The 26455-nt window shown below is 64.9% G+C and carries 24 protein-coding genes and 3 pseudogenes; 15 read left to right on the top strand and 12 right to left on the bottom strand.

All coding sequences use genetic code 11. The features are described from left to right. The first annotated feature begins 13 nt into the window (after window positions 1-13). From CWS35_RS04240 to CWS35_RS04220, 5 genes and pseudogenes are all read left to right on the top strand, one after another. A pseudogene (locus tag CWS35_RS04240) lies at window positions 14-870 on the top strand (branched-chain amino acid ABC transporter permease). 3 nt (window positions 871-873) lie between these two features. Next, window positions 874-2093, top strand: a pseudogene (locus tag CWS35_RS04235) (substrate-binding protein). A 7-nt stretch (window positions 2094-2100) separates the two neighbouring features. Further along, a complete protein-coding gene (locus CWS35_RS04230) occupies window positions 2101-3207 on the top strand; it encodes a branched-chain amino acid ABC transporter permease (RefSeq protein WP_371682835.1) in 1107 nt (368 codons plus the stop codon). Further along, the gene (locus CWS35_RS04225) at window positions 3194-3928 is read left to right on the top strand and encodes an ABC transporter ATP-binding protein (protein WP_024581980.1); all 735 of its coding nucleotides are present in this window, start codon (window positions 3194-3196) and stop codon (window positions 3926-3928) included. The genes CWS35_RS04230 and CWS35_RS04225 overlap by 14 nt, the downstream gene beginning before the upstream one ends. Further along, window positions 3921-4621, top strand: a pseudogene (locus CWS35_RS04220) (ABC transporter ATP-binding protein). The gene CWS35_RS04225 and the pseudogene CWS35_RS04220 overlap by 8 nt, the downstream one beginning before the upstream one ends. Before the next feature lie 58 nt (window positions 4622-4679). On the opposite strand, the gene CWS35_RS04215 reads toward CWS35_RS04220, so the two are convergent. The 4 genes from CWS35_RS04215 to CWS35_RS04200 form a co-directional block, all read right to left on the bottom strand. Further along, on the bottom strand, window positions 4680-5177 hold the full coding sequence (locus CWS35_RS04215) for a RidA family protein (RefSeq protein ID WP_100950938.1): 498 nt from the start codon (window positions 5175-5177) through the stop codon (window positions 4680-4682). A gap of 48 nt (window positions 5178-5225) precedes the next feature. Then, window positions 5226-5699 (bottom strand): cytochrome c, encoded by a 474-nt coding sequence (locus CWS35_RS04210; RefSeq protein WP_080890908.1) that lies wholly within the window; start codon window positions 5697-5699, stop codon window positions 5226-5228. Between the two features lies 1 nt (window position 5700). Next, window positions 5701-7248: a flavin monoamine oxidase family protein gene (locus CWS35_RS04205; protein ID WP_244442226.1), complete on the bottom strand. Its 1548-nt coding sequence runs from the start codon at window positions 7246-7248 to the stop codon at window positions 5701-5703. Between the two features lie 359 nt (window positions 7249-7607). Further along, on the bottom strand, window positions 7608-7985 hold the full coding sequence (locus CWS35_RS04200; RefSeq protein WP_100950936.1) for a nuclear transport factor 2 family protein: 378 nt from the start codon (window positions 7983-7985) through the stop codon (window positions 7608-7610). A gap of 160 nt (window positions 7986-8145) precedes the next feature. Between CWS35_RS04200 and CWS35_RS04195 the strand changes: the two genes are divergently transcribed. Next, window positions 8146-9306: a helix-turn-helix transcriptional regulator gene (locus CWS35_RS04195; protein WP_245438869.1), complete on the top strand. Its 1161-nt coding sequence runs from the start codon at window positions 8146-8148 to the stop codon at window positions 9304-9306. A 22-nt stretch (window positions 9307-9328) separates the two neighbouring features. Here the strand turns inward: CWS35_RS04195 and CWS35_RS04190 are convergent, their stop codons facing one another. From CWS35_RS04190 to CWS35_RS04175, 4 genes are all read right to left on the bottom strand, one after another. Continuing rightward, window positions 9329-10828 carry a L,D-transpeptidase family protein gene (locus tag CWS35_RS04190; protein ID WP_168226263.1) on the bottom strand — a complete coding sequence of 500 codons (1500 nt, stop codon included), beginning with the start codon at window positions 10826-10828 and terminating at the stop codon, window positions 9329-9331. Between the two features lie 227 nt (window positions 10829-11055). After that, the gene (locus CWS35_RS04185) at window positions 11056-12018 is read right to left on the bottom strand and encodes an acetyl-CoA carboxylase carboxyltransferase subunit alpha (RefSeq protein ID WP_024581988.1); all 963 of its coding nucleotides are present in this window, start codon (window positions 12016-12018) and stop codon (window positions 11056-11058) included. A gap of 212 nt (window positions 12019-12230) precedes the next feature. After that, complete coding sequence (xerD, locus tag CWS35_RS04180) at window positions 12231-13250, bottom strand: site-specific tyrosine recombinase XerD (RefSeq protein WP_080890915.1); 1020 nt, start codon at window positions 13248-13250, stop codon at window positions 12231-12233. A gap of 17 nt (window positions 13251-13267) precedes the next feature. Further along, on the bottom strand, window positions 13268-13414 hold the full coding sequence (locus tag CWS35_RS04175; RefSeq protein WP_016843561.1) for a hypothetical protein: 147 nt from the start codon (window positions 13412-13414) through the stop codon (window positions 13268-13270). A gap of 144 nt (window positions 13415-13558) precedes the next feature. On the opposite strand from CWS35_RS04175, the gene CWS35_RS04170 reads away from it, so the two are divergent. From CWS35_RS04170 to CWS35_RS04160, 3 genes are all read left to right on the top strand, one after another. After that, window positions 13559-14191, top strand: a complete 633-nt coding sequence (locus CWS35_RS04170) for a shikimate kinase (RefSeq protein ID WP_024581990.1) — start codon at window positions 13559-13561, stop codon at window positions 14189-14191. After that, complete coding sequence (gene aroB / locus CWS35_RS04165) at window positions 14188-15333, top strand: 3-dehydroquinate synthase (RefSeq protein WP_100950932.1); 1146 nt, start codon at window positions 14188-14190, stop codon at window positions 15331-15333. The genes CWS35_RS04170 and aroB overlap by 4 nt, the downstream gene beginning before the upstream one ends. An 86-nt stretch (window positions 15334-15419) precedes the next feature. Continuing rightward, the gene (locus tag CWS35_RS04160; RefSeq protein WP_024581992.1) at window positions 15420-16730 is read left to right on the top strand and encodes an HlyC/CorC family transporter; all 1311 of its coding nucleotides are present in this window, start codon (window positions 15420-15422) and stop codon (window positions 16728-16730) included. A 288-nt stretch (window positions 16731-17018) separates the two neighbouring features. Here CWS35_RS04160 and CWS35_RS04155 read toward each other — a convergent pair whose 3' ends face one another. Together CWS35_RS04155 and CWS35_RS04150 are read right to left on the bottom strand one after the other, a co-directional pair. Beyond that, window positions 17019-17468, bottom strand: coding sequence for a hypothetical protein (locus CWS35_RS04155; RefSeq protein WP_024581993.1), 450 nt, complete (start codon window positions 17466-17468; stop codon window positions 17019-17021). Between the two features lie 126 nt (window positions 17469-17594). Further along, window positions 17595-17870, bottom strand: coding sequence for a BolA family transcriptional regulator (locus tag CWS35_RS04150; RefSeq protein WP_100950930.1), 276 nt, complete (start codon window positions 17868-17870; stop codon window positions 17595-17597). A 109-nt stretch (window positions 17871-17979) separates the two neighbouring features. Here CWS35_RS04150 and CWS35_RS04145 point away from each other — a divergent pair, with 109 nt between their 5' ends. Next, window positions 17980-18615, top strand: a complete 636-nt coding sequence (locus CWS35_RS04145; protein ID WP_021082239.1) for a J domain-containing protein — start codon at window positions 17980-17982, stop codon at window positions 18613-18615. 79 nt (window positions 18616-18694) lie between these two features. Here the strand turns inward: CWS35_RS04145 and CWS35_RS04140 are convergent, their stop codons facing one another. Next, complete coding sequence (locus tag CWS35_RS04140) at window positions 18695-19789, bottom strand: citrate synthase/methylcitrate synthase (RefSeq protein WP_024581995.1); 1095 nt, start codon at window positions 19787-19789, stop codon at window positions 18695-18697. Between the two features lie 76 nt (window positions 19790-19865). Between CWS35_RS04140 and CWS35_RS04135 the strand changes: the two genes are divergently transcribed. After that, on the top strand, window positions 19866-21089 hold the full coding sequence (locus CWS35_RS04135; RefSeq protein WP_100950928.1) for a citrate synthase family protein: 1224 nt from the start codon (window positions 19866-19868) through the stop codon (window positions 21087-21089). Here the strand turns inward: CWS35_RS04135 and CWS35_RS04130 are convergent, their stop codons facing one another. Then, entirely contained in the window at window positions 21090-21752 is a 663-nt protein-coding gene (locus CWS35_RS04130) for a DedA family protein (RefSeq protein ID WP_024581997.1), read from the bottom strand. Between the two features lie 294 nt (window positions 21753-22046). Here CWS35_RS04130 and cobS point away from each other — a divergent pair, with 294 nt between their 5' ends. From cobS to CWS35_RS04110, 4 genes are read left to right on the top strand one after another with little or no spacing between them, the layout of a single operon-like run. Next, window positions 22047-23045 carry a cobaltochelatase subunit CobS gene (cobS, locus tag CWS35_RS04125; protein ID WP_024581998.1) on the top strand — a complete coding sequence of 333 codons (999 nt, stop codon included), beginning with the start codon at window positions 22047-22049 and terminating at the stop codon, window positions 23043-23045. A 3-nt stretch (window positions 23046-23048) separates the two neighbouring features. Continuing rightward, complete coding sequence (locus CWS35_RS04120) at window positions 23049-23459, top strand: GNAT family N-acetyltransferase (RefSeq protein ID WP_100950926.1); 411 nt, start codon at window positions 23049-23051, stop codon at window positions 23457-23459. Then, the gene (gene cobT / locus CWS35_RS04115; RefSeq protein ID WP_024582000.1) at window positions 23456-25354 is read left to right on the top strand and encodes a cobaltochelatase subunit CobT; all 1899 of its coding nucleotides are present in this window, start codon (window positions 23456-23458) and stop codon (window positions 25352-25354) included. Before CWS35_RS04120 ends, cobT begins: the two co-directional genes overlap by 4 nt. Before the next feature lie 3 nt (window positions 25355-25357). Next, window positions 25358-26452, top strand: a complete 1095-nt coding sequence (locus tag CWS35_RS04110; protein ID WP_210202767.1) for an esterase-like activity of phytase family protein — start codon at window positions 25358-25360, stop codon at window positions 26450-26452. The last annotated feature ends 3 nt before the right edge of the window (window positions 26453-26455 follow it).

Below are 26455 nucleotides of genomic sequence, written 5' to 3'. Positions count from 1 at the left end.
TGGATCGAGCGCCATGGCTAGCACCTTCGCCGCGGCGTTCGAGATCATAAGCTTCGGCGCGATCATCGTGCTGGTCGTGCTCGGGCTCGGCATCATCGCCAGCATGATGGGCATCTTCAACTTCGCGCAGGGCGAGTTCGTCCTGCTCGGCGCCTATGTCACCTATCTGGCCTACGCCCATGGCGCGCCGGTCTGGGCCGGCATGGTCGCGGCGCCTTTCGTGGTCGGCGCGATCGGCTTCGTGCTGGAGGCGCTGATCATCCGGCGGTTCTACGCCGCGCCGATCGTGGCGATGCTCGGCACCTATGCACTCGGCCTGATCATCCGCGAAAGCGTGCGCGGCCTGATCGGTGGCTTCTATCTCACGGTGCCGGAGCCGATCGGTGGCTCGATCGACCTCGGCTCCGTGCACATCTCGGCCTGGCGCTTCACCATCATCGTGATCACGCTGCTGGTGATGGGCGGCTGCTATCTGCTGCTGGCGCGCACCTCGTTCGGGCTGCGCGTCCGCGCCACGCTGGAGAACCCGGCGCTGGCGCGCGCTTCGGGTATCTCGACGCCGTTGATTTATGGCGCGACGTTTGCGTTCGGGCCGCGCTCGCAGGTCTCGCCGGCGCGCTGATCGTGCCGGTGTTCAGTCTGTTCGCCGATCTCGGCATCCGCTTCCTGATCCAGGGCTTCGTCGCCGTGATGGTCGGCGGGGTCGGTTCCTTCATCGGCCCGGTCGCCGGAGCCGGCGTGATCGGCACGCTCAGTGCCGCGCTGCCATGGGTCATGTCGCCCGTCGTCGCCGACGTGCTCGTCTTCGTGCTCGCCATCGCCTTCATCAAATTCCGGCCGCAAGGCCTCATTGCTGGGAAAGGGGTCTAGTCAATGTCGATTGAACGCATGAACCTCACGCGCCGCCGTTTCATGGGCAATTTCGCCTTCGCGACCGGCGCACTCGCGACCGGGGTCGGCAGTTGGGTGGTCCGGCCAGATTGGGCCAATGCCGCCGAGGGGCCGATCAAGGTCGGCATCGCGACCGACCTGACCGGGCCGATCGCCTATGCCGGCAATGCCGATGCCAACGTCGCCAAGATGGTGATCAAGGAGATCAATGCCGGCGGCGGGCTGCTCGGTCGGCCGCTCGAGCTCTACATCGAGGACACCGCCTCGAACGAATCGGTCGCGGTCGGCAATGTCCGCAAGCTGATCCAGCGCGACAAGGTCGACATGGTGCTGGGTGGCATCACCTCGTCGATGCGCAACGCGATCAAGGACCCGATCGTGGCGCGCGGCAAGACGCTGTACATCTATCCGCAGCTCTACGAGGGCAAGGAGTGCACGCCCTATCTGTTCTGCACCGGCCCGACCCCGGCGCAGCAATGCGACACCTTCATTCCATGGCTGATCAAGAACGGCGGCAAGAAGTTCGCGCTGCCGAGCGCCAACTACGTCTGGCCGCACACGCTCAACGTCTACGCCCGCAAGGTGATCGAAGCGAACGGCGGCGAGGTCGTGTTCGAGGAGTATTACCCGCTCGACCAGGTCGATTTCTCGGCGACGGTGAACCGCGTCATCTCCAACAAGGTCGACGTCGTCTTCAACACCGTGATCCCGCCGGGCGTCGGGCCGTTCTTCAAGCAGCTCTATGAAGCGGGCTTCCTCAAGAACGGCGGGCGGCTCGCCTGCGTCTACTATGACGAGAACACGCTCAACATCAATCAGGCCAACGAGATCGAGGGCCTGGCGAGCTGCCTCGATTACTTCAAGGTGCTGACCAAGGAAAACCCGTTCGACGCCAAGATCCAGGCCGCCTACGAGAAGGATTTCCCCGGCAACTTCCTGTTCGCCGCCGGCAGCGCCGCCACTGGAACCTATCGCGGCCTCAAGCTGTGGGAGGCCGCGGTCAAGGAGGCCGGCAAGGTTGATCGCGATTCGGTCGCGGCCGCGCTCGATCATGCCAAGATCGCCGAGGGACCGGCGGCCCCGCCGAAATGGTGCCGGGCAAGCGTCACTGCAAGATGAAGATGTACACCGCTGTTGCCAAAGGCGGGAACTATGAGATCGTGGCGCGCAGCGACGGTCTCGTCGATCCCAAGGAATGCTGAGCGATCAATGGGTGGAGCAAGCGAGGCCGTCGCACGCGTCGGTGAGGAACCAGATGTCGTGACGGATGAAAGTGCACCGGCCGCAAGCGCGCCGGCGGGACGGGCATCGGCAGGATGGAAGGTCCTGCCGATCGTGGAAGGACTGGTGCTGCTGATCGCACTGGTGCTGCCATGGGTGTTGCAGGACTACCTGACGGTGTTCGCAACCCGCGTGGTGATCCTCGCGCTGTTCGCGCTGTCGTTCGACCTGGTGTGGGGCTATGCCGGCATCATGAGCTTCGGCCAGGCGCTGTTCTTCGGCGCCGCCGGTTACGGCGTGGCACTTCTGGCACGCGACCTCAACGTCACCTCGATCCTCCTGATCCTGCCCGCCGGCACGCTGATCGGGCTCACCGCATCGCTGCTGCTCGGCGGCTTCCTGCTGCTCGGGCGCTATCCCTCGAGCGTGATCTTCGTCTCGCTCGGAACGCTGACCGGCTCCTATGCCGCGGATCGGCTGGCGCGCGGCTGGTACTATCTCGGCGGCCAGAACGGCATCCCGTCGATCCCGCCGCTCACCCTCGGCAGCTACGAATTCGAGGAAGGCGCGGTCTATTACTACATGGTGCTCGGCATCCTCGTGGTCGCCTATCTGCTCTGCCGCTTCCTGGTCCGCTCGCAATTCGGCCTCGCGCTGGCCGGCCTGCGCGAGAACGAGCCGCGCATCGCTTTCTTCGGCTACAAGACGCAGCATCTGAAGGCGATCATCTTCGCGGTCGGCGGCACCATCGCCGGCCTTGCCGGCAGCCTCTATGCCTTCCACGAAGGCTTCGTCTGGCCCAACATGCTGGGCGTCGTGTTCTCGACCCAGGTCGTGCTCTATGTGCTGTTCGGCGGCTCCGGCACCTTGATCGGCGCTGTCATCGGCACCGTGATCATCGAGGGCGTCTCGTTCTGGCTGTCGGACAATTACCGCGACGTCTGGCCGATCATCCTCGGCGTGCTGCTGCTGCTCGTCATCATGTTCCGCCCGCTCGGGCTGATCTCCTTCGTGCTCGGCGAGCGCGAGCGGGTTGGCAGTTTCGGCAAGGCACCCAACAAGGCGTCAAAGGAGGCCGGCAATGCCGCTCCTTGAGGCGCAAGGGATCAGCAAGGTGTTCGGCAAGCTCACCGCGCTCGACGGCGCGGCGCTCACCGTCGGCGAGAACGAGTTTCACGGCCTGATCGGCCCGAACGGCTCGGGCAAGAGCACGCTGATGAAATGCGTCGCCGGGGCCGAGGTGCCGACCACGGGCAAGGTCAGCTTCATCAACACCGACATCACCGCGTTCACGCCGACCGAGCGCGCCCGCGCCGGGATGAGCCTGAAGTTCCAGATCACCTCGGTGCTCCCCACGCTGACGCTGTACGACAACATCCTGCTGGCCTTGCAGGCGCAGTCCTCGTTGTTCGATCTGGTGCTGTCGCGCACCCGCAGGAAGCTGCACGACCAGGTGATGACGATGCTGACCCAGTTCCGGCTCGCCGATCGCGCGCATGATGCCGCGGCAGCGCTGTCTCATGGCCAGCAGCAATGGCTCGAGATCGCGATGGCGCTCGCCGGCAAGCCGCGGCTGTTGCTGCTCGACGAGCCGACCGGCGGCATGAGCCTCGAGGAGCGCCGCGTCACCGGCGAGCTGTTGCAGCCGATCAAGCAGCATTGTTCGCTCGTTATCGTCGAACACGACCTCGATTTCATCCGCGACATCTGCGATCGCCTCACCGTGCTCGACCAGGGCAAGGTGCTGGCGTCCGGTACGGTCGCGGAGATCCAGGCCAACAAGAACGTCCAGGAGATTTATCTTCGCCGTGCCTGACCAATCCTTCCTCGATATCAGGCATCTCGATGCCGGTTATGGCCGCAGCCAGGTGCTGTTCGATGTCAACATCGGCATCCCCTGGCGCGGCGGTGTCGCCGTGCTCGGCCGCAACGGCGCTGGCAAGACCACGCTGATGAAGACCATCGTCGGCGAACTCGCGAGCTCGCAAGGCGAGTTGTTGTTCGACGGCCGCGACATCACCCGCCGCCGCACCGAGGAGCGCGTGCGTTCCGGCATCGGCTATGTGCCGCAGGAGCATTCGGTGTTCGCGCGACTGTCGGTGCGCGACAACCTCGCGGTCGGCTCGCTGTTCAATGCCGATGCCAGCGCGGTCGATCGGGTGCTCGAGATCTTCCCAAGCTCGGCCAGCGGCTCGACCAGCCGGCCGGTACGCTGTCCGGCGGCGAGCGCAAGATGCTGGCGATCGGCCGGGCCATGCTCGGCAATCCGAAGCTGCTGCTGCTGGATGAGCCGACCGAAGGCGTCTGGATCGGCGTGATCGAGGAGATCACCGAGCGGCTGATCGAGCTCGCGAAAAGCATCTCGGTCGTGATCGTCGAGCAGCATCTCGATCTCGCGCTGCGCGTCGCCGACTACGCCTATGTGCTCGACCGCGGCCGCGTCGCGTTGCAAGGCGAGGCGGCCAAGGTGCGCAGCGATCCCGAATTGCTGCGCTATCTTGCACCATAGATCATGATGCGTTTCCATCGAAACGCATCATGATCGCATCTTGGGTTGGCGTGCGGCCTTATGGGCGAATCGCCACCACCTCGATCTCGACCAGGAAGCCCGAATTGGCCAGGCCGGCAACCTGGACCACCGATCGCGACGGCAGGTTCGGCTGCGCCGCGGTGCCGAAGAACTGGGTATAGCCCGCCATGAAGCCGGCAAAGTCCATCTTGCCGCCCTTGGCGGGATCGCCGACCAGGAAGACTTGCATCTTGATGACGTCGCTCATCTTGAGATGGAGGCTTTCGAGCGTGGTGTTGATCGACTTGAACACCGATACGGTTTGAGCCGTGGTGTCGCCATAGGCTGCGACGGAATTCTTGTCAGCCTTCTCGTCGGCAACGCTCGGCACTACGCCGCTAAGGTACACGGTCGTCTTACCTGCCGGAACCTCGACCGCCAGCGAGATCGGAAAGCTTGAATTCGGAATCTTGTGGCGGACGATATCGTCGGCTCTGACGACGGACGCCTGCGTGGCGAGCAGTATCACGGCGGCGGCCGCGGTGGTGAGTCTCATGTCTCGTTCCTTTTACATGGATTGCCGAATCCTGGTCGGCAGGTTGCTTCAGTCCAGTGTGGAGTAGATGGCGTTCGGCTGGCGGTTCGACTTCACGTCATCGCCGGAGACCTTGTCGGTGTAGCTGTTGCCGAAATTGCTGCGGACATAGTTCACGACCGCCGCGACCTGGTCGTCATCCAGGAAGCCGCCGAAGCCCGGCATGGCTTTCTGCCCGTAGAGAACGAGATAGATCGGATAGCCCGCGCTCTCGAGATTCTTGTTGCTGGCAAGCGCGGGATAAGCGCCTGCGCCGACCGCGCCCTTGCCGTTCGGCATATGGCAGCCCTGGCAGATGGTGGCATAGAGCGTCTTGCCATCCTTGGCTGCGAAGTTATTGGCGCCGACCACGCCGGCCGAATCCGCAAGGCCCGTTCGTGCGGGAAAGCTGATCGCCGCCATCACCATGAGGCCGATCGCGAAGCATTGGGGTGCGCGCCGTACTGCGGGGAGATCACGAAGTGAAGTGCCGTTGCTCGCCATGTCAGTTTCCTCCAACCGCGCGCTTGTGCAGGCGTTCGATAGCGGAGAGCGAGGACAGGATGGCGCCCTCCTGCCAGGCGTTGACATAGGAGCAATGCTCGCCGGCGAGCACGATGCGGCCATCGATGTCGCACAAGTTCTTGTAGTGGTCGCGCCGCGTATCCTCTTTCCACATCCCGAAGCAACCCAGCGTCCAGGGCACGCGATGCCAGGACACGGCGATGCCGTTGTCGAACTCCTTCGTCATCTGGGGATGCAGCTTGCTGCCATGTTCGAGCGCGCGCTTGACGCGGTCTTCCGGCGCCAGCGCGGTGAACTCGACCCCGGCGACGCCGAACACATAGGCGCCGAGCAACACGCCCTTGCCGGGGCTCAGATAATCCGTGCTGGGGTAGGAGATCTGCCCGATCGGCAGGTCGGTGAAGCTGATGCCGCCATAGATCGCCTCGTCCTGCTCCCAGAAACGGCGCTTGAACTGTAGACCGACCTTGGTGGACGGCGCGTAGGGCACCGCCTCGATGGCGCTCTGCATCTTGGGCGAGAAGTTGGCCTTGATCTGGCTGAGAACCGAAAGCGGAATCGTGCAGACGCACCAGTCGGCCTTGAGCTTCTGCACCGGGCCGTCGCCCTTTGCGCCGGAATAGCTGACGGTGACGCCGTCATTGCCCTGGGCAATCTCGGTGACCTTGACGTTGAACTTGATGAGATGGCCGACCTTGCTTGCAAAGGCGTCCGCAATCCTCCCCATGCCGCCGACCGGCTGGAACAGGGTCTGTCCGTATTCGTAGGAGAGCGGGAAGTTCAGATAACTCCACAGCCGCGATCGCAGGATGTCGTTGCCCGCGATCGGGGTGGACGGCGTCGGTGCGCCGTCGGGGCCGCCGCCGGGATCCTTGTCGTTGCCGCGCAGCGCGCTTGCGGTGGCCGCGCTGTATTTGTAGTTCTTGTCGAGCGCTCCCCAGGTGCGCAGCGCTTCGAGCAGGATTTCCCGGTCTTCCTTGCTCACGGGCTCATCGAGCTTGTCGGCATTGGCCGCCTTCGCCAGCAACTCCGATGTATAGCCGTTGAAGTCGGACATGATATGGCGCCAGCGTTGCGGCTTGCCGCCAAAGGCGGCGCTGCGATGCAGATAGGCATTGGCGTTGTGTTCGACAAAAGCCTCCAGCTTCACGCCAAGCAGCCCGCAATAGTAAAGCAGGGCGCGGTGATGATAGGGGATGCGCCACGGACCGGGATTGATATAGAGCCCCTTGTCGAAATTGCAGGTTTGCGAGAAGCCGCCGAGCTCGGTGTAGGTGTCGCCGCCGCGCAGTGTCCAACTGCGGCCGCCGGCCCGCTCGCGATATTCCAGCACCGTGACCTTGTAGCCGGCCTTGCTCAATTCGAGCGCGGCCGTCATGCCGGCTAGGCCCGCGCCGAGGACGACGACCGACGCGCCCTTCGGCGCTCCCTGGAGTTTGATCGGATCGGTAAAGTCGGACTCCGCGGCATGTCCAAGACTGCTCATCGCCTGATACAGCACCGCTGTACTCGTGGCGGTGCCGATCATCGACAACAGATTTCTGCGCGTGAAGGGGGATGAATTCCCGCAATCCATTGATTACCTCTCGGATTTTTCGAGGTCAGCACCGCGAGCGTGGACCGTCGCGCAAGCTTTCGCCAAATCCGGATGACGGGCTGAACGTCTGGGAATTTTGCGGAACCCTCGATTGCATTGTTGAGTATCACACCAAGTGCGAGGCTTGGCAATCGGTCGTGGGAGTTCCGCAGTTGTCGTCAGGAATTCTCTGTTGTCGTGTGAATTGGAATCGCCGCGACCGCAATCGCGATGGCGCCATGATGATTCGTAATGCCCTCCAGAATGCATTGGCGATCAAGAGCTCACGAGCAGCATCGTGCGGCCCGCTTTCATTGGCGCTCGACAAGATGCGCGCGCGACGGTCCGGGATCGAACGCGTCGGCGAAGTACTGCGTTTCGTGCGCGACCAGCCCGTCGCGGAATTCCATGATGCTGACCACATAGGATGGCCTGCCGTCATAGGTCAGCACGAATTCGGTGACCCAGAGGTCGCCGCTGCCGATCATGCGCCGGATCGTGAATCGCTTCGTGTTCGGCTGGACCGTCCGGCTCTCCTGGATCTTGCGTCGGCCGCGGATCCGTTCGCCCGATTGCGGATAGTCGAGCACGGCATCCTCCCGGTAGATGTCGTGCTCGCGCTCGAAATCGCTCGCGTCCGAAGCGTCCCAATGGCGCTGCAGCGCCGCTCGCGTGGCTTGATCGTCCATCGCTGCCTCTCACGTCGACATCCCGCTTCATGTCATCGCGGTCCGCGCGCTTGGCAAGGGGGCAAGGGGGATCAACGCGACGCTGACGCCATATCGCCGAGCCTCGAAGAGTCCGATGCTGCCGTGCCGGGCGGTTCCAAGGCTTGATAATCTCCGGCCCTTGGCGCACGCTGACCCGATTGGGCTATGTTTTTGCGAGCCTTGGCGGACTTTGGTCCAACCGGGATGGTGCATGGAACCGTTTGATCAGGAACGGATCACGCGTGCCTTGGCCGCCGCCGCGGTCGATCCCTCGCTTTGGACCGAGGCGCTCGAGACAGCTTCCAAATGCACGGGATCATTTGGCGCCGTCCTGTTCCCGCTGGTTGGGGCGCTGCCGTTCGTCTCGTCCGCCCCTGCGATGGAGAAGAGCTGGAATCTCTACGTCGAGGATGGTTGGATCGATCGGGATGAACGCTACCGCGCGGAGGCCAAGCTGTTGCGCGACGGCGTGGTGACGGATGATGATTGCCTGCCCGCCGAGGTCCGCAAGCGGTCGCCCTACTATCAGGACTTCCTCGGGGCCTGCAATCTGACCGACTGGGCCGGCGTGCGGGTCGGTCGCGGCGAATTCGTCTGGGTGCTGAGCATTCAGCGAACCCGCGACCAGGGGCCGTTTTCCGCGACCGAATTGAGTGGGCTCGCCGCATTGTCGAATACGTTCGACTCGGTTGTCCAGACCGGCGCAGCACTCGGATTGGCCAGGGCGGAGGCCGCGCTCGATGCATTCGATTTTTCCGAGCGCGCCGCGATCCTGCTCGATCGGCGGGGAAGCGCGGTCCGCGCCAATGCCGCGGCCGAGCGCCTGATTGGAGAGGACCTCGGCATATCCGCAGGGCGGATCTTCTGCCAGGATGCCGAAGCCAACGAGCAACTGGCGGGTGCCATCAAGACGCTGCTGTGGAGCCAGACGACTTCGACGGTGCCACCGGTCGTGCTGCCCAAGAGGTCGGGCGGCAAGCTCGTCATCTATCCGATGCGGCTTCCCGGGCTGACGCGTTCTCCGCTGTCAGCATTTCACGGAATCCTGGTCATCTCGGATACCGATGCGCCGTACGCCGCCGCGACGGCAACCTTCAGCGAGGTGTTCGATCTGACGGCCGCCGAGGCGCGCCTTGCGGTGGCAATCGCCACCGGCAAGGACCTCAATTCGTTCTCCGTCGAACGACGGCTCTCGAAGGAGACGGTGCGCAACCAGCTCAAGTCGATCTTCCTGAAGACCGGGACCAACCGCCAGGCGCAACTGGCGGTGATGTTCTCGACCCTCGTCCCGAAGAAGTGATGTCGTGCGGTGCGCGCCGCGACTACTTCACCGCCGAGAAGCGGGTGTCGAACGAGTTGGACTGCACCACCGGCGCGGAGCCGGCGAGCTGAGTGCCGGTGCCTGCGGCCGGAGCGGCTGCGGCAGTGTCGGTGACCGACGGCTTCAGCGCCGGCCTGGCGGCCTGCTTCGGTTCGGCCTTCGGTGCGACGCGAACCACGGATTGCGGTTTTGTCTCGGCGACCTTCGGCCTGGCCGGCGCGGCGACGACCGGGGCCTGTGGTTGGGGCCTGGCGGCCGGCTGGCTCGCATCGGCGGTGCCGCCGATGCCGACCTTGCGCGCGAAGCTGGAGAGGAAGCCTTCCGACTTGTCGGACGCGTTCGCCGAGGCGACACGGGTGCCGGCCGGCGGGGTGGACGACGGCGCTCTCGCGACCGTGGTCGATGATGTCGTCGCGACCACAGGCTCTTCCTGCTGGACCGCGAGGTTGGGCCGGGGCGGATTGACCGTTCCGGGGATCGTGCCGGGCGCGCGGGCGAGCGACATCGATTGCAGCGCCTGGCTGTCGCCGCCTTCGGAGAGACCGGTGTTTCCTTCCGGAATCTTCGAGGCGAAGATCGCGTTCATGCCGCCGTCGATGCCGGTGTTGAGGCGCGCGACCGGCGTGCCCTTGGCGGCCAGCTTGGCCATCTCGGCGTCGTCGCGCTGTTCCTTCTCGCGCACAGCGCTCGCGATCTCCTCGGGGATCACATAGGCCGGGCACTTCGCCGAGGCATTGAAAACCGGATCGCGGGTCGCGTCTGCCGGCTTCGCTGCGTCGAAGACGTACTTCTTCTCGCAGAAGTCGACCTTCGGCTCCTGCTTCGTCACTTCGAAATGATCATTGCCGACCTTGATCATCTTCCAGAACGGCATGTTCGGGTTGTTGCGGTGCTTGGCCATGTTCACCGCGGTCATCCGGAACGGATAGGCCTGAAACTGGAACGCCTTCTGGCCGCCGAAGAAGGATTCGCGGCCGAGCGAATAGATTTCCGCGATCTGCTCGTCGGTCATCGCGTAGCAGCCGCGCGACGAGCAATCGCCATGCACCATCAGCTCCGAACCGGTGCGGCCGAGCGACTTGTCGAAGGCGTTGGGATAGCCGGTGTTGAACGACAAATAATAGGCCGACTGTGGATTCATCTGGCTGGGGTTGATCGAATAGAACCCTTCGGGCGCCTGGCGATCGCCTTCGCGGACCTTCGGGCCGAGATCGCCCGACCAGCGGCAGATCGGATAGGTCTTGAGCAGCGCGAACTGGCCGGAGCGGGTCTGCTTCCAGACCTCGAGCTCGGCCTCCTGCTTGAACAAGCGGATCAGGATCGGCGACTGCATATCCATGTCCTTTTCGGCCATGGCAGCGACGAGTTTCGGCGGGACCGGCTGGTTGGCCTTGGCGTTCTGGGCGAGCGAGATCTGATCGCTGTCGCAACCGGCGAGCAAGGCACTCGCGGCGAGCATCGCCGAAGTCAGAAGCGCGCGTACGAGCGTGCGATGAGTCAAGTCCGAGCTCCACACCCACCGGGCGATTTTCGCGACCCCAACACGGCGAATATGCCCTGAAGCCATTGTGTAAAATATTAGCCTTCGACGACCCCTGCTCGCAACCTGAACAGGGGCTGACGGCCCTCACGGTAGCAAGCATGGTTCAAGGAACGTTAAAGACCCGGCTCGGGCCCAATTGCGGCGAAATTGCCCAGTTTGGGCGAAAAATCCGGCGTTTGGGCGCCTCAGCCGAGCTTGCGGCCGATATCCAGGAACTTCTGGCGCCGCTGCTTGCGAATCGCGTCCGGATCAAGATTTCGTAGGTCGTTGAGCGCCTGGGCGACGGCATCGCCGGTGGTCGCGATCATCGCGGCGGGATCGCGATGAGCGCCGCCGGCGGGCTCCTTCAGGACCTGGTCGATCACCCCGAAGCGCAGCATGTCCTGGGCGGTGATCTTCATGCTGTTGGCGGCTTCCTGTGCCTTGCTGCCGTCGCGCCACAGGATCGAGGACGCCGCCTCGGGCGTGATCACGCTGTAGATCGCGTGCTCCATCATCAGCACGCGGTTCGCGGTGGTGATGGCGATGGCGCCGCCCGACATGCCTTCGCCGGTGACGATCGCGACATTGGGCACGCCGAGCGACAGGCAGGCATCGATCGAGCGCGCGATCGCCTCGGCCTGGCCGCGCTCCTCGGCGCCGATGCCGGGATAGGCGCCGGCGGAATCGACGATCGACAGCACCGGGATGCCGAAGCGGTCGGCCATCTCCATCAGGCGCACCGCCTTGCGATAGCCTTCGGGACGCGCCATGCCGAAATTGTGCTTGATACGGCTCTCGGTGGTGCCGCCCTTCTCCTGGCCGACCACGCAGATGCTCTCGCCGCGGAAGCGGCCGAAGCCGCCGATCAGCGCCTCGTCGTCGGCGAATTTGCGGTCGCCGGCCATTGGCGTGAATTCGGTGATCAACGCGCCGACGAAATCGGTGAAATGCGGCCGCTGCGGATGCCGCGCCACCTGCGTCTTCTGCCACGGCGTCAGATTGGCATAGAGCTCGGTGAGCGCCTGCGCCGCCTTGTCCTCGATCCGTGCGACCTCGTCGCCGATATCGCTGCCGCTGGCGGCAAGCGTGCGCAACTCGTCGATCTTGGATTCAAGCTCGGCGACAGGTTTTTCGAAGTCGAGATAGCTGCGCATCGGGTCGGGCATCAACTCAATATAGGGAGGAACGGTGCGAGGGGCGAAGCGGATTCAGCGAATGACAAAGAAGTTTTGTAACTTCAATCGGTTAACGCGCATTCAGGCGGAATGCACGCCTCGGGATCGCAGGCAGGTAACGCTGTTTCTGCGGAGATGCTGCGGAAGTCAAGGCGGATGAGGCGACGGTATCGATGTCCCGACGCGATCGGGGTGCGCCGGATTTACTTCTCGGCCAGCGGATGCAGGTCGCGGACCATGCTCTTCAGCCGCTCCTCGACCACATGGGTGTAGATCTGGGTGGTCGAGATGTCGGTGTGACCGAGCAGGGTCTGCACGATGCGCAGGTCCGCGCCATTATGCAGCAGGTGGCTGGCGAAGGCGTGACGCAGCACATGCGGCGAGACCAGCCGCGGCGCGAGGCCGGAGGCGCTCGCGAGCTCCTTGAGGTCGCGGGCGAAATGCTGCCGGGTCAGATGGCCGCTCTCGCCGGAGGAGGGAAACAGCCATTTCGACGGCGCGGCCTTCTTCGCCTTCGGCGTCATCACCTCCAGCGCCGCGAGGTAATCCGCCATCGCCTGGCGCGAGGCATCGTTCAGCGGCACCAGCCGCTCCTTGTTGCCCTTGCCGCGCACCACGATCATCCGCGCGTCGCGCCGCGCTGCCGAGACCGGCAGCGACACCAGCTCGGAGACGCGCAGCCCGGTGGCGTAGAGTACCTCGAGCAGGCAGTGCAGCCGCAGCGCACGCAACCGCTGCGCTGGCGAGACGTCGGTCTGGGTCAGTTGCTTGGCGCGGGTCAGCATGCGGTCGACGTCGGCGATGGAGAGCACCTTCGGCAGGCCACGGCCGCGCTTCGGCCCGGACAGGATCGCGGCCGGATCGTCGGTGCGGATCCGTTCGTTGAGCAGGAAACGATACAGATGCCGCATCGCCGACAGCCGCCGCGCCACGCTGGTCGACTTGAAACCCCTGGTATCGAGGTCGGCGAGATAGCCGCGCAGGGCCTCAGTGTCGGCGCCGGTGAAATCGGCGCCCGCACGGGCGAGATAATCGGAGAAATCGGTGAGGTCGCGCCGGTAGGCGTCCAGTGTGTTGGCGCCGGCGCCCTGTTCCGCGGCGAGCATGTCGAGGAACAGCGCGGTCAATCTGGCGTCGGAGGACTTCGGCTGCGCGGTCCTGGCCGGAGCCGTTGCGGGGGTCTTGCGGGCGATCTGGGTGGTGATCTTGGCGGATGCGGTCATGCCAAGACTCATAGCGCCTATTTCTTGAGGAACTTATCCGGTGGGATGGTCACGGTCATTTCCCGCGGCTTCGGATGCACGAAATTCGCCAGCGCAAAGACGATGCCGTAGCCGATCCCGAAAATCACGGCGACGACCGTCAGGAAGCGGAACAGGCTGGGCATGGAAGCGACTCGGGCGGCGAATTAACCAATGAAATCATCCAACATGTTCCCCGCGCGGTTGCAAGAGTCGCTGGTAACGGTATCGCCGGGGTAGTATAGGTGGCTCGAATTCTGAACAATTCGTCCCAATATCCGAGCTTTTTGATGTCCGACGCGGCCGTACCCGCACCCACCCACCCGACCCTGGAGGCCGACATCGCGGCCGCGCTGGGGACGCGGTCGATCGTGCTGGTCGGCATGATGGGGGCCGGCAAGTCGACCATCGGCCGGCGGATGGCGGCGCGGCTCAAGCTGCCGTTCACCGATGCCGACACCGAGATCGAGACCGCGGCGGACATGACGATCCCGGAGATCTTCGAGACCCATGGCGAGCCGTATTTCCGCGACGGCGAGGCGCGCGTGATCGCGCGCATCCTCGACAGCGGCCCGGTCGTGCTGGCGACCGGCGGCGGCGCCTTCATGCGCGAGGAGACCCGCAACCGGATTCGCGAGCGGGCGATCTCGATCTGGCTCAAGGCCGACAGCGAGATCATCATGCGCCGGGTCCGCCGCCGCGCCGATCGGCCGCTGCTACAGACCGCCGACCCCGAGGCGACGGTGATCCGGCTGCTCGGCGAGCGCGAGCCGATCTACAGCAACGCGGATCTGACGATCGCTTCGCGCGACGTGCCGCACGACCGCATCGTCGACGAATGTCTCGAGGCCCTGCATGCGCATCTGTGCGGCGTGCGTCCGGCCGAAGAACCACCATCTGATGGAATGAACACGACCTCATGACTGCGCCCTTGAAACACCCTGCTTCCGTTACCGTCGATGTCGCGCTCGGCGACCGCGCCTACGACATCGTCATCGGCCGCGACGTGTTGCAGTCCCTCGGCGCGCGCGTCGCGGCGCTGCGGCCCGGCGCGCGCACCGCCATCGTCACCGACCGAACCGTCGCCAGGCACTGGCTGGAGCCGACCGAGGCGTCGCTCGCATCGGCAGGCGTGCCGACGTCGCGGATCGTCGTCGGGGAGGGTGAGGGCTCGAAGAGCTACGCCACGCTGACAGAGGTCAGCGAGGCGCTGATCGCGGCGAAGATCGAGCGCAACGACCTGGTGATCGCGCTCGGTGGCGGCGTGGTCGGCGATCTCGCAGGCTTCGCGGCCGCGATCCTGCGCCGCGGCGTCGACTTCGTGCAGGTGCCGACCTCGCTGCTGGCGCAGGTCGATTCCTCGGTCGGCGGCAAGACCGGCATCAATTCGCCGCAAGGCAAGAACCTGATCGGCGCGTTCCACCAGCCGGTGCTTGTGATCGCCGATACCTCCGTGCTCGATACGCTGTCGCCGCGCCAGTTCCGCGCCGGCTACGCCGAGGTCGCGAAATATGGCATTCTTGGTGACGAAGCGTTCTTCGCCTGGCTCGAGACCAACCACGCCGACATCTTCGCCGGCGGCGCCGGACGCGAGCACGCCATCGCGACCTCGTGCCGCGCCAAGGCCGGTGTCGTCTCCCGCGACGAGCGCGAGACCGGCGAGCGTGCGCTGCTCAATCTCGGCCACACTTTCGGCCATGCGCTGGAGGCCGCGACCGGCTTCTCGGACCGGCTGTTTCATGGTGAGGGCGTTTCGGTCGGCATGGTGCTCGCCGCCGAATTCTCCGCGCAACTCGGCATGATCTCGACCGATGATGCAGCCCGCATCGCGCGTCATCTTTCCGCGGTAGGATTGCCAACGCGCCTGCAGGATATCGCAGGCTTCACGCAGGAGGGGCTCGCCGATGCCGACGCGCTGCTGGCGCTGATGGCGCAGGACAAGAAGGTCAAGCGCGGCAAGCTCACCTTCATCCTGCTGGAGGCCGTCGGCCGGGCCGTGATCGCCAACAATGTCGAGCCGCAGCCGGTGCGCGACTTCCTGCAGCGCAAGCTTGATCAACGCTAGGGCATGATGTGGAGCCGGCGGACCGTATTGGCGAAAGGTCGAGGCCGGCTCTGCAAGACGTGCTCGCAAGGTTCGGGTGAACGAAGTTGGACTGGATAACCCTTTCCATCGTCATTGGCTGTCTGCTGGTCTCCGCTTTCTTCTCGGCGAGCGAGACCGCGCTGACGGGCGCCTCGCGCGCCAGCATGATGCGGCTGTCGAAGCAAGGCAATGGCGAGGCCACGGTCGTTTCCAGCCTGATGGCGATGCGCGAGCGGATGATCGGCGCGCTGCTGCTCGGCAACAACATCGCCAATATCGGCGCCTCCGCGCTTGCGACCGGCATCTTCACCGCGTGGTTCGGAGATGTCGGCGTGCTCTATGCCACCGGCGTGATGACGGTGCTGGTGGTGATCTTCGCGGAAGTGCTGCCGAAGACCGTTGCGATCAACGCGCCGGAGCGGGTGTCGCTGCTGGTGGCGCGGCCGATGCGGCTCACGGTGCTGGTGCTCGGTCCGCTGCTGACCGTGATCGAGGTCATCGTTCGCGCCCTGATGAGGCTGCTCGGCATCAAGGTCGGGGCCCATCAGGCGGTGCTGTCGCCGACCGAGCGCCTGCGCGGCGCGGTCGATCTGCTGCATCACGAAGGCAAGGTCGAGAAGCAGGACCGCGACATGCTCGGCGGCTTGTTGGACCTGAGCGAGCTGCAAGTGTCGGACGTGATGGTCCATCGCACCGAAATGACCACGGTCAACGCCGACCTGCCGCCCGAGGAGCTGGTGCGCGAGGTGCTGGCGAGCGAATACACCCGCATTCCGCTGTGGCGGGAGAAGCCGGAGAACATCGTCGGCGTGCTGCACGCCAAGGACCTGCTGCGCGCGATCCGCGCCAACGAGGGCGACATGTCCGCGATCGATGCGTCGGCGATCGCACTGCCGCCCTGGTTCGTGCCGGAGATGCGTCCGGTCTCCGAGCAGCTGAAAGCGTTCCGTCGCCGCAAGACCCATTTCGCCCTCGTGGTCGACGAGTATGGCGAGGTTGAAGGCATGGTGACGCTGGAGGACATCCTGGAGGAGATCGTGGGCGACATCTCCGACGAGCACGACGTCGTCGTCGCCGGTGTCCGCGCCCAGCCGGATGGTTCGGTGGTGGTCGATGGTTCGGTGCCGATCCGCGATCTCAACCGCGCGATGGACTGGCACCTGCCGGACGAGGAGGCGACCACCGTCGCCGGGCTCGTGATCCATGAGGCGCGCTCGATTCCCGATCGCGGCCAGAGCTTCACCTTCCACGGCTTCCGTTTCCGCGTGCTCCGCCGCGAGCGCAACCGCATCACCGCGCTGCGCATCGTCGCGGTTCCGCGCGAGGCGGCCGAACTCGACGAGCGGAAGCCGAAGCGGGCGGGGACGGCGTTCTAGAGCCTTTCCCGTTCCGATGGAATCGGAACGGGGCTCTAGGTTCTTGTGTTGACGCGTTTTCTTCACGCGAACCGGTATCCACTTCGCTCGAAAACGCTCTAGTTCGCGCGAGCCGTCCGCCGGCACCGTCACCCCCGCGCAAAAGGCTCCGCCTTTGTCGCGGGAGGCGCGCGCGTCGTGCGCGTCTCGAAGGGTCGACGGCCGGACTGGTGGCCGTGCATCGTTCGAGACGCCGCCTCGCGGCTCCTCATCAGGATGACGAGATCTGATAGGCGGCGCCGGCTGCTGCTAATGGATGTCGATCGCGATGCCGGACAGCTTCCACGCGCCGTCGGAGGAAATGAAGCCGAGTTGATAGTTCACCTGCTTGGGCGTGGTGTCGAAATGGCCGTTCAGCCGCAACACGCCCTTCTCGTCTATCTTGGCGTCCTGATCGAGGACGATCGGCTTGGCGACCACGGCATCGAACACCGCGTGCTTGTCGACCAGATCCTTGAAGATGGTCTTCAGCTTGTCGGGCGAAAACTGGTCGCGGAACGGCTTCGAGATCTTGGTGTGAAATACCGTGAAATTGTTCGCGGCCACCGCATCGTTGAGCGAGACCAGGATGCTCTTGATCAACACTTCCTGGACGAACGGGCTCGGCATGTCGAGAGCCGCGGCCGGACGCATCGCGCAGATCAGCAGCAGGCCGACGGCGGTGATGGTCGACCGGAAGCGCGGCCAGCAAGGGATCATGAACGGCCCATCCAAATCGGCGGCGATACCAAGCGCAATGTCCGGCTCAGATCTGAAGCAGGTCGATCGCCAGGGTGCTCGTCTCAATATCGGAAAACCGGCGTGGCGTCTTGCGGCAAGCACGGACTAGCGCGGCTTTTCCCCGGGGGCGTGTGCGTGGATCGCCAACGCATGCACCGAGCCGGCGAGTTCCTGCGCCAGTGTCGCATTAATCGTGCGATGGCGTTCGATCCGGCTCTTCCCTTCGAAGGCCGGAGACACAATATATACCCTGAAATGTGTCTCCCCGCCTGGCCTGTGGCCGGCGTGGCCTTCATGCAGATGTGACTCGTCGATCACGTCGAGGCTTTCCGGCAAGAAAGCTTCACGCAACTTGTTTATGATAACGTCTTTGGTGCTCATGGCGGCGGAGTTAGGTTCGCGGCGGCTTTTCGTCAATGGTGCAAGCGGGAAACAAGGTCTGCGCAATGTCAAGACTTGAAGAATTGTGCATTGCGTAGTCAAAGAGAACATGCCGATCGATTCATCAAAATTCTTCGACTCCATTCGCATCAAGCCGACCAAGGTGAGTGCGAAGCGCCAGGCGCAGGCTGGCGAGCAGGCTGTGACCTGCGAGTGGGCGGGTTGCCAGAACAAGGGCGCGCACCGCGCCCCGAAGGGCCGCGAGAATTCGCGCGAGTATTGGCACTTCTGCCTCGATCACGTCCGCGAATACAACCAGTCGTACAATTTCTTCCAGGGCATGAATCCTGACGACGTCGCGCGCTACCAGAAGGATGCGCTGACCGGTCACCGTCCGACCTGGAAGATGGGCGCCAACAACGGCAAGAAGGAGAGCGGTCTCGATGCCGCCTCCGATCCGTTCCATGTCTTCTCCGAACTCAACGGCCGCGGCCGCTGGCGTCCGGGACCTGGTGGCGCGGAGCCCAAGCCCGAGACCCGCAAGGTCATGAACGCCGAGCGCAAGGCGCTGCTGGTGATGGGGCTCGGCGCCGGGGCGACGCTCGAAGACGTCAAGTCGAAATACAAGGCGCTGGTGAAGCAGCACCATCCCGACGCCAATGGCGGCGACCGCTCCACCGAGGATCGCCTGATCGAGATCATCAAGGCGTATAATTATCTGAAGACCGTGGTGCGCGAGGCCTGAGTTCGCACTTCCGTCGCCCCTGCGTTCGCAGGGACGACGGCGGAGTTCGTGGCTCCGCCGCCGCATGTTTTCCGCTGTTTCAGCCCTTCGGCACTGCCCCGACATAGGACGAGCTCGGCCGGATCAGCCGCCCGGTGCGGCGCTGCTCGAGCGCGTGCGCGGTCCAGCCGGCGGCGCGGGCCACGGCGAAGATCGGCGTGAACGCCTGTCGTGGGATCTTCAGGGCGTCGAGCAGGATCGCGGTGAAGAACTCGACATTGGTCTCGAGCGGCCGCTCCGGATTCTTCTTCCGCAACGCCTCGCGGATATAGGCTTCGACCTCGCCGGCGAATGGCAGGTCGGCACCACTGGCTTCCAGTCGCTCGATTGCGACCTTCAGCACGTCGGCCCGCGGGTCGCGCACGCGATAGACGCGGTGGCCGAAGCCCATCAGCCGTTCGCCATGCGCCAGCGCGCCGTCGACCCAGGGCTTGATGCGCTCCCGCGTGCCGATCGCGTCCAGCATCTCCAGCACCGGCTCCGGCGCGCCGCCATGCAGCGGGCCAGTCAGCGCGCAATAGCCGCCGGTGATGGCCGCGAACAGGTCGGCCTGCGTCGAGGCGATCACCCGCGTGGTGAAGGTCGATGCATTCATGCCGTGATCGCAGACCGTGACGAAATAAGCATCGAGCGCGGCAGCTTCGCGCGGCTCGGCCGTGTGACCCAGCAGCATCCGCAGCGTATCGGCGGCGTGGCTCGCATTCGCCTCCGGCGCGATCGGATCATGCCCCCTGGCGCGCTGGACCAGGGCGCCGGCGATCACCGGGAAGGCGCCGACAATGGTTGCCTCGTGCTCCAGCCCGTTCTCGCCGCGCAATCCCGCGATGGCGGCACGGAAGCCGTCGACGATCGACATGCCGCGGGTCGCCGGCAGCAGGTCCGGCAGCCGGGCGAAGGCGCGTTCGCGGGCGGCCCCGAGGCTGGCGCGGACATTGGCTTCGCTCAGCGACTTGCCGGTGGCGCCGTTCCACAGCCGCGCGGTAACGCCCTCGAAGCTCGACTTGCCCGCGAGGTTGGCGACGTGCTCGCCGGCGATGATCAGTTCGCCGCGCTCGCCGTCGACATGGCTCAACACGGTCTCGGCGGCGGGAACGCCGTCCAGACCGATCTGGCTCTTGGTGAGAATCATGTTCATGGCCCGATCTCCTTGCTTCACACCGCAAAGGTCGGGCCTCTCGACGAGTTGATCAATCTTGATTATATCAATCAATATGAAAAAATCCGCCGAGCTTTACCTCTCTGCCCGAGAAGCCGCCGCCGAGCTCGCGATCTCGCCGGCGACCCTCTATGCCTATGTCAGCCGCGGGTTGATCCGCTCCGAGCCGTCGCCGGATTCGCGCAGCCACCGCTACCGTGCCGAGGACATCAGGGGCCTGAAGGAGCGCCGTGTGCCGTCGCCGGAGCCGCGCGGGTTCCGCAATTTCGACGCCGAACTGCCGGTGATGGATTCGGCGATCGCCACCATCACCGAGCAAGGCCCGATCTATCGCGGTGTGAACTGCGTCGATCTCGCTGAACGGGATACGCTGGAGCACACCGCGACGCTGCTGTGGGACGTCACCGGCGTCGATCCGTTCGTCCCCGACAATTGTCCGCACGTCTCCGATGAAATGCGCGCGATCGCGGAGGCGGCGCGGCGGGCGCAGCCGATCGACCGCACCGTCGCCGTGCTGGCGCTCGCGGCAAGTGCCGATCCCGGCGCCTTCACCCGCGCGCCCGACGGCCGCGCCATGGTTGGCGGGCGGATCTTGCGGCTGCTGGTCGCGACCATGCTCAACGCCGTGCCGTCGGCCGAACCGCTGCATCAGCAGGTGGCGCGGGTGTGGGCGGCCGACAACAAGCATGCGCCCGACCTGATCCGCCGCGCACTGGTGCTGCTCGCCGATCATGAATTGAATGCCTCCACCTTCACCGCGCGTTGCGCGGCATCGACCGGGCTCAATCTGTACGACGCGGTGATCGCAGGCCTCGTCGCGCTGAAAGGGCCGATGCACGGCGGCGCCGGCGTGCTCGCCTCGCGCCTGGTCAAGACGATGCTCGACAACGACGTAGCGCCTGTGGTCCGTGAGCGCGTCGCGCTTGGTGAGCGCTTCGCCGGCTTCGGCCACGGCGTCTACAAGAAGGGCGATCCGCGCGCGATCTCGCTGCTCGAGGCGCTGACGCGGGCCGGTGCGCCGCGCAAATTCACCCGGGAGGTGCCGGAGCGGATCGCGGAGGCGACCGGCGAGTTCGTCAACATCGATTACGCGCTGGCGGTGCTGGTGCATGCGCTGCGGATGCCGGCAGGCAGCGAGCTCGCGCTGTTCGCGATGGCCCGCAGCGTCGGATGGATCGCGCATGCCAGCGAGCAGCTCGCGCTCGGCAGGCTGATCAGGCCTCGTGCCCGCTATGTCGGTCCGGCGCCGGGGCGGGCCGGCGCGACCAACAGCATCTAGCTATTTCGTCGGCTTGGCGGTTTCGATCAGGCCGCCGCCATGCCGGCGGCGGATGGTCCAGACCGCGAGCGCCAGGATCACGGCACAGCCCGCCACCGCGAACATCCACAGGTGCTTGCCGACATGCTCGTGGTGCGGCAGGCCGGCATAGTCATGCAGCGCGGTGACCGCGAGCACGCCGGGCAGCACATGCGCCGGCGCCCAGAGCAGGATCGCGGGGATGTTGACCGCGTAGAAGCGCTGTGGCGGCATGTCGAGCGCGCCCGCCGTGAGCGGTACGAAGGCGCGGATCGGCGGCACGAAGCGGGCGAAGAACACCGCCAGCACGCCCCAGCGGTTGAAGAAGGCCTCGCTCTGCGCCACCACCCGCGGATAATTGGACAGCGGCCAGGCCGACAGGATCTCGCGCTGGCTGCGATAGCCGATCAGGTAGGCGGTGCCGTCACCAAGCATTGCGCCGGCGGCTGCGGCGGCCAGCACCGGCCACAGCTTCAATTCGCCGCCGGGCACCAGCGCGCTCAGCGCCAGGATGATGGTCGAGCCCGGCACCAGCGAGCCGACCACCGGCACGGCCTCCAGCAGGGCAGCCAGAAACAGCGTCAGATAGGCGAGCCAGGCATGGGCCGAAACGAATGTGATCAGGGGATCGAGGAATGAAGTCACAAGATTCCTGTGGCGGCGTGCGTGTGGGTGTCAGACCTAACAACTCGGGTCAGGGGTGAAAAGTGCCTGGTTCCGGTCAGGCGTCGGCGTCGATCGGACAAAAGTACGGCGCGATTCGCAGGGCAGCCCTCCAAAAACCGAACGCCGGCCCTATCTTCATGATAGAACAACGGAACTTTGATTGGCCCTCGGGCTTCTGCCGACCGTTGCTCTCTGCTAGGCTGGCGTTTAGCACCCAATCCGCAGCCAAACGATCAATCTGGTTTCGGGAATGCCCGGGACCTCGGAGGATGAATGACGACCGCCGTCCAGACCAAGAATCAGGAACCCGTCGGCTTGCCCGACATGAAGGTGTCGGTCCGGCAGGTGTTCGGGATCGATAGCGACCTGGAAGTTCCCGCCTATTCCGAAGTCGATCCGCACGTGCCTGAGGTCGACAGCGACTATCGCTTCGACCGCGCCACCACGCTCGCGATCCTTGCCGGCTTCGCCAAGAACCGCCGCGTGATGGTCACCGGCTATCACGGCACCGGCAAGTCGACCCATATCGAGCAGGTCGCGGCCCGGCTCAACTGGCCTTGCGTCCGCGTCAACCTCGACAGCCACATCAGCCGTATCGACCTCGTCGGCAAGGACGCGATCGTGGTCAAGGACGGCAAGCAGGTCACCGAATTCCGCGACGGCATCCTGCCTTGGGCGTTGCAGCACAATATCGCGCTTGTGTTCGACGAGTATGACGCCGGCCGCCCGGACGTGATGTTCGTGATCCAGCGCGTGCTGGAAGTCTCCGGCCGCCTGACGCTGCTCGACCAGAACAAGGTGATCAAGCCGCATCCGGCGTTCCGCCTGTTCTCGACCGCCAACACGGTCGGCCTCGGCGACACATCGGGCCTCTATCACGGCACCCAGCAGATCAACCAGGGCCAGATGGACCGCTGGTCGATCGTCACCACGCTGAACTACCTCGCCCATGACGAGGAAGTGGAGATCGTGCTGGCCAAGGCGAAGCACTATCGCACCCAGGAAGGCCGCGACATCGTCAACAAGATGGTGCGGCTCGCGGATCTGACCCGCAACGCCTTCGCCAATGGCGATCTGTCGACGGTGATGAGCCCGCGCACGGTGATCACCTGGGCCGAGAACGCCGATATCTTCAGCGACATCGGCTTCGCGTTCCGCGTCACCTTCCTCAACAAGTGCGACGAGCTGGAGCGGCCGCTCGTGGCCGAGTTCTACCAGCGCTGCTTCAACGTCGAGCTGCCGGAATCCTCGGTCAACGTGGCGCTCAGCTAGTCCATGCCGAAACTCTCCGTCGAGCGCACAGTCACACAGACGAAGAAAGCGGTGCTCGGCGGATTGCTCCGCTACAACAACGAGAAGATGGGGAAGCAGAAGTACAAGCGCTTCGCCATCTCGCTGCGCCAGGGTGACGAGATCGTCGGCGGCGTCGTCGGCGAGGTCTGGACAGCGGTGTTGTTCATCCAGTTGTTCTGGCTGGAGCAGAGGTTTCGCAGCAAGGGCTTCGGCGCCAAGCTGATCAAGGCGATCGAGGACGAGGCGCGGCGCTTCGGAGCGACGCAATCCTACGTGGATACGATGAACTTCCAGGCGCCGGGCTTCTACCGCGCCAACGGATATAAAGAGTTCGGTTCGATTGAGGGATATCCCGGTGGCGTCACGCGCCATTGGTTTACGAAATCGCTATGACAACCTCCAACATCAAATTCCGTCCCGGGTCGAAGGAAGCACCGACCGAGCCGTTCAAGCGCTCGGTGTCGGCGTGCCTGAAGGCGATCGCCAAGAAGCCGGAGCTCGAGGTCTCGTTCGCCGCCGAGCGTCCCGGGCTCGCGCCCGGCAAGGCGCGGCTGCCGGAGCCGGCGCGCAAGATGACCAAGCGCGATGCGGCGATCGTGCGCGGCCACGCCGATTCGATCGCGCTCAAGATCGCCTGTCACGATCCCAAGGTGCATCGCAAGCTGATGCCCGGCAATCCGCAGGCGCGCGGCGTGTTCGAAGCGGTCGAGCAGGCGCGTGTCGAGGCGATCGGCTCGCGGCGGATGGCGGGTGTGGCGAAGAACCTGACCGCGATGCTCGACGACCATTTCCATCGCGGCAAGTATGACGAAATCACCGATCGCGCCGATGCGCCGCTGTCGGATGCGCTGGCGATGCTGGTGCGCGAGCGCCTCACCGGCCTCGCTCCGCCCGCCGCCGCGAAGAAGATGGTCGATCTCTGGCGTCCGTTGCTGGAGGACAAGATCGGCTCGCGGCTCGACAAGCTCAGCCGCTTCACCGAGGACCAGGCCCGGTTCGGCGACCTCGTCCATGATCTGCTGTCGGCGCTCGATCTCGGCGACGACCGCAACATGGATTCCGACGATGACGACGACCAGGACGAGAACCAGGACGGCGAGAGCGATCAGTCCGGCGCCGAAGGCTCGCCCGATTCCGATGCCGCGCAGGAGATGAGCGCCGACCAGGCGCAGACCACCGCGGAGGAGATGAGCGAGAGCGCGATGGAAAGCGCGCAGGCCTCCACGTCTGATACGTTCGACGACGGCGAACTCGGCGACGACGAGACGCCGGGCGAGGCGACGCGGCCGAATTCGCGCGGCCAGAACGAGCCGCGCGGTCCGGAGTATCATGCCTTCGCGCCGAAATTCGACGAGGTGATCGCGGCCGAGGATCTCTGCGATCATGACGAGCTGGAGCGGCTGCGCTCCTATCTCGACAAGCAGCTCGCGCATTTGCAGGGTATCGTGGCGCGGCTCGCCAACCGCCTGCAGCGCCGCCTGATGGCGCAGCAGAATCGCGCCTGGGAGTTCGACCTCGAAGAGGGCATCCTCGATCCGGCGCGGCTGTCGCGCGTCGTCACCGATCCCTATCACCCGCTGTCCTTCATGCACGAGAAGGAGGCGACCTTCCGCGACACCGTGGTGACGCTGCTGCTGGACAACTCCGGCTCGATGCGTGGCCGCCCGATTACGGTCGCGGCCACCTGCGCCGACATCCTGGCGCGCACGCTGGAGCGCTGCGGCGTCAAGGTCGAGATCCTGGGCTTCACCACCCGCGCCTGGAAGGGCGGGCAGTCGCGCGAGGCGTGGCTTGCCGCCGGCAAGCCGGCCAATCCGGGCCGCCTCAACGACCTGCGCCACATCATCTACAAATCGGCCGATGCGCCATGGCGGCGTGCGCGCAAGAATCTCGGCCTGATGATGCGCGAGGGTCTGCTCAAGGAAAACATCGACGGCGAGGCGCTGGACTGGGCGCACAAGCGCCTGCTGGCGCGTCCCGAGCAGCGCCGCATCCTGATGATGATCTCCGACGGTGCGCCGGTGGACGATTCCACGTTGTCGGTCAATCCCGGCAATTATCTCGAGCGGCATCTGCGTCACATTATCGAGGAGATCGAGACCCGCTCGCCGGTCGAACTGATCGCGATCGGCATCGGCCACGACGTGACGCGCTATTATCGCCGTGCCGTCACCATCGTGGACGCCGAAGAGCTTGGCGGTGCCATCACCGAAAAGCTCGCCGAGCTGTTCAGCGAGACCCACGGCTCTGCGCCCGCCCCGGGCACCCGGCGCCGCCTCCACTCGTGAGACATGCGCTCACATTCTAGCCGCCGCCATTTCCTGAGAGATATGGCGGCGGGGCTGTCGGTCGCGGCATTGCCGCGTCTCGCGCAGGCGCAAAACGCGACGCAGCCTCCATTGCCGCCGAGACCAGCCGCCGGTCCGAGTGCGTCCCGCGTCAACGAACCCGTTTCGATCGAGGTCAAGGCCCGGCCGCTGGCCTCATTCGATATCCGCGATCGTTCGCGGGTGCGGTTCGGTGCGCTGGAATTTCGCAGCGGCCTGATCCTGACCTCGTCGTTCGCAGGTTTCGGCGGCTACTCGGCGTTGCGCCTCGATCCCAGGGGTGAGCGCTTCATCGCGGTCAGCGATCGCGGTAGCTGGCTCACCGGCCGCATCGTCTATCGCGGCCGGGAGATGGTCGGGCTGGGTGACGTCGAGGCTGCACCGCTGCTCGGCGCAGATGGCAGGCCGATCACAGTCAACAGGGGCTGGTTCGATTCGGAATCGCTCGCGCTCGACGGCTCGATCGCCTATGTCGGGCTCGAGCGGGTCAACCAGGTGCTGCGCTACGATTTCTCCAAAGGCTTCACCCGCTCGCGCGGCGAGGTGGTGCCGCTGCCGGCGGCGGCGCGCAAGCTTCCCAACAACAAGGGGCTGGAGGCGCTGGTCTTCGTTCCCAAGACGATGGCCAACGTTCAACCGCTTGCCGGCACGCTGATCGCACTGTCCGAGCGGGGCCTCGATGCCAGCGGCAACCTGATCGCCTTCCTGGTCGGCGGCAAGACGCCGGGTCAGTTCAGCGTTCGCCGCACCGACAATTTCGACATCAGCGACGCGGTGCTTCTGCGCTCTGGCGATCTCTTGATCCTGGAGCGGAAATTCTCCTGGATCGGCGGCGTCGGCATCCGCATCCGCCGCCTCGCATTGTCGGACATCGCGCCGGGTGCCCTGGTCGATGGACCGGCGATCTTCAACGCCGATCTCGGCAACGAGATCGACAATATGGAAGGCATCGATGCCCATGTCACCGACGAGGGAGAGACCGTGCTGACCATGATCTCCGATGACAATTTCTCCCTGATCCAGCGCAATCTGCTGCTGCAATTCACGCTGGTGGAATGATCC

It is taken from the genome of Bradyrhizobium sp. SK17, assembly GCF_002831585.1.
In the GTDB taxonomy this organism is placed as follows: Bacteria; Pseudomonadota; Alphaproteobacteria; order Rhizobiales; family Xanthobacteraceae; genus Bradyrhizobium.
This window is presented reverse-complemented; position numbering and strand designations above follow the sequence as displayed.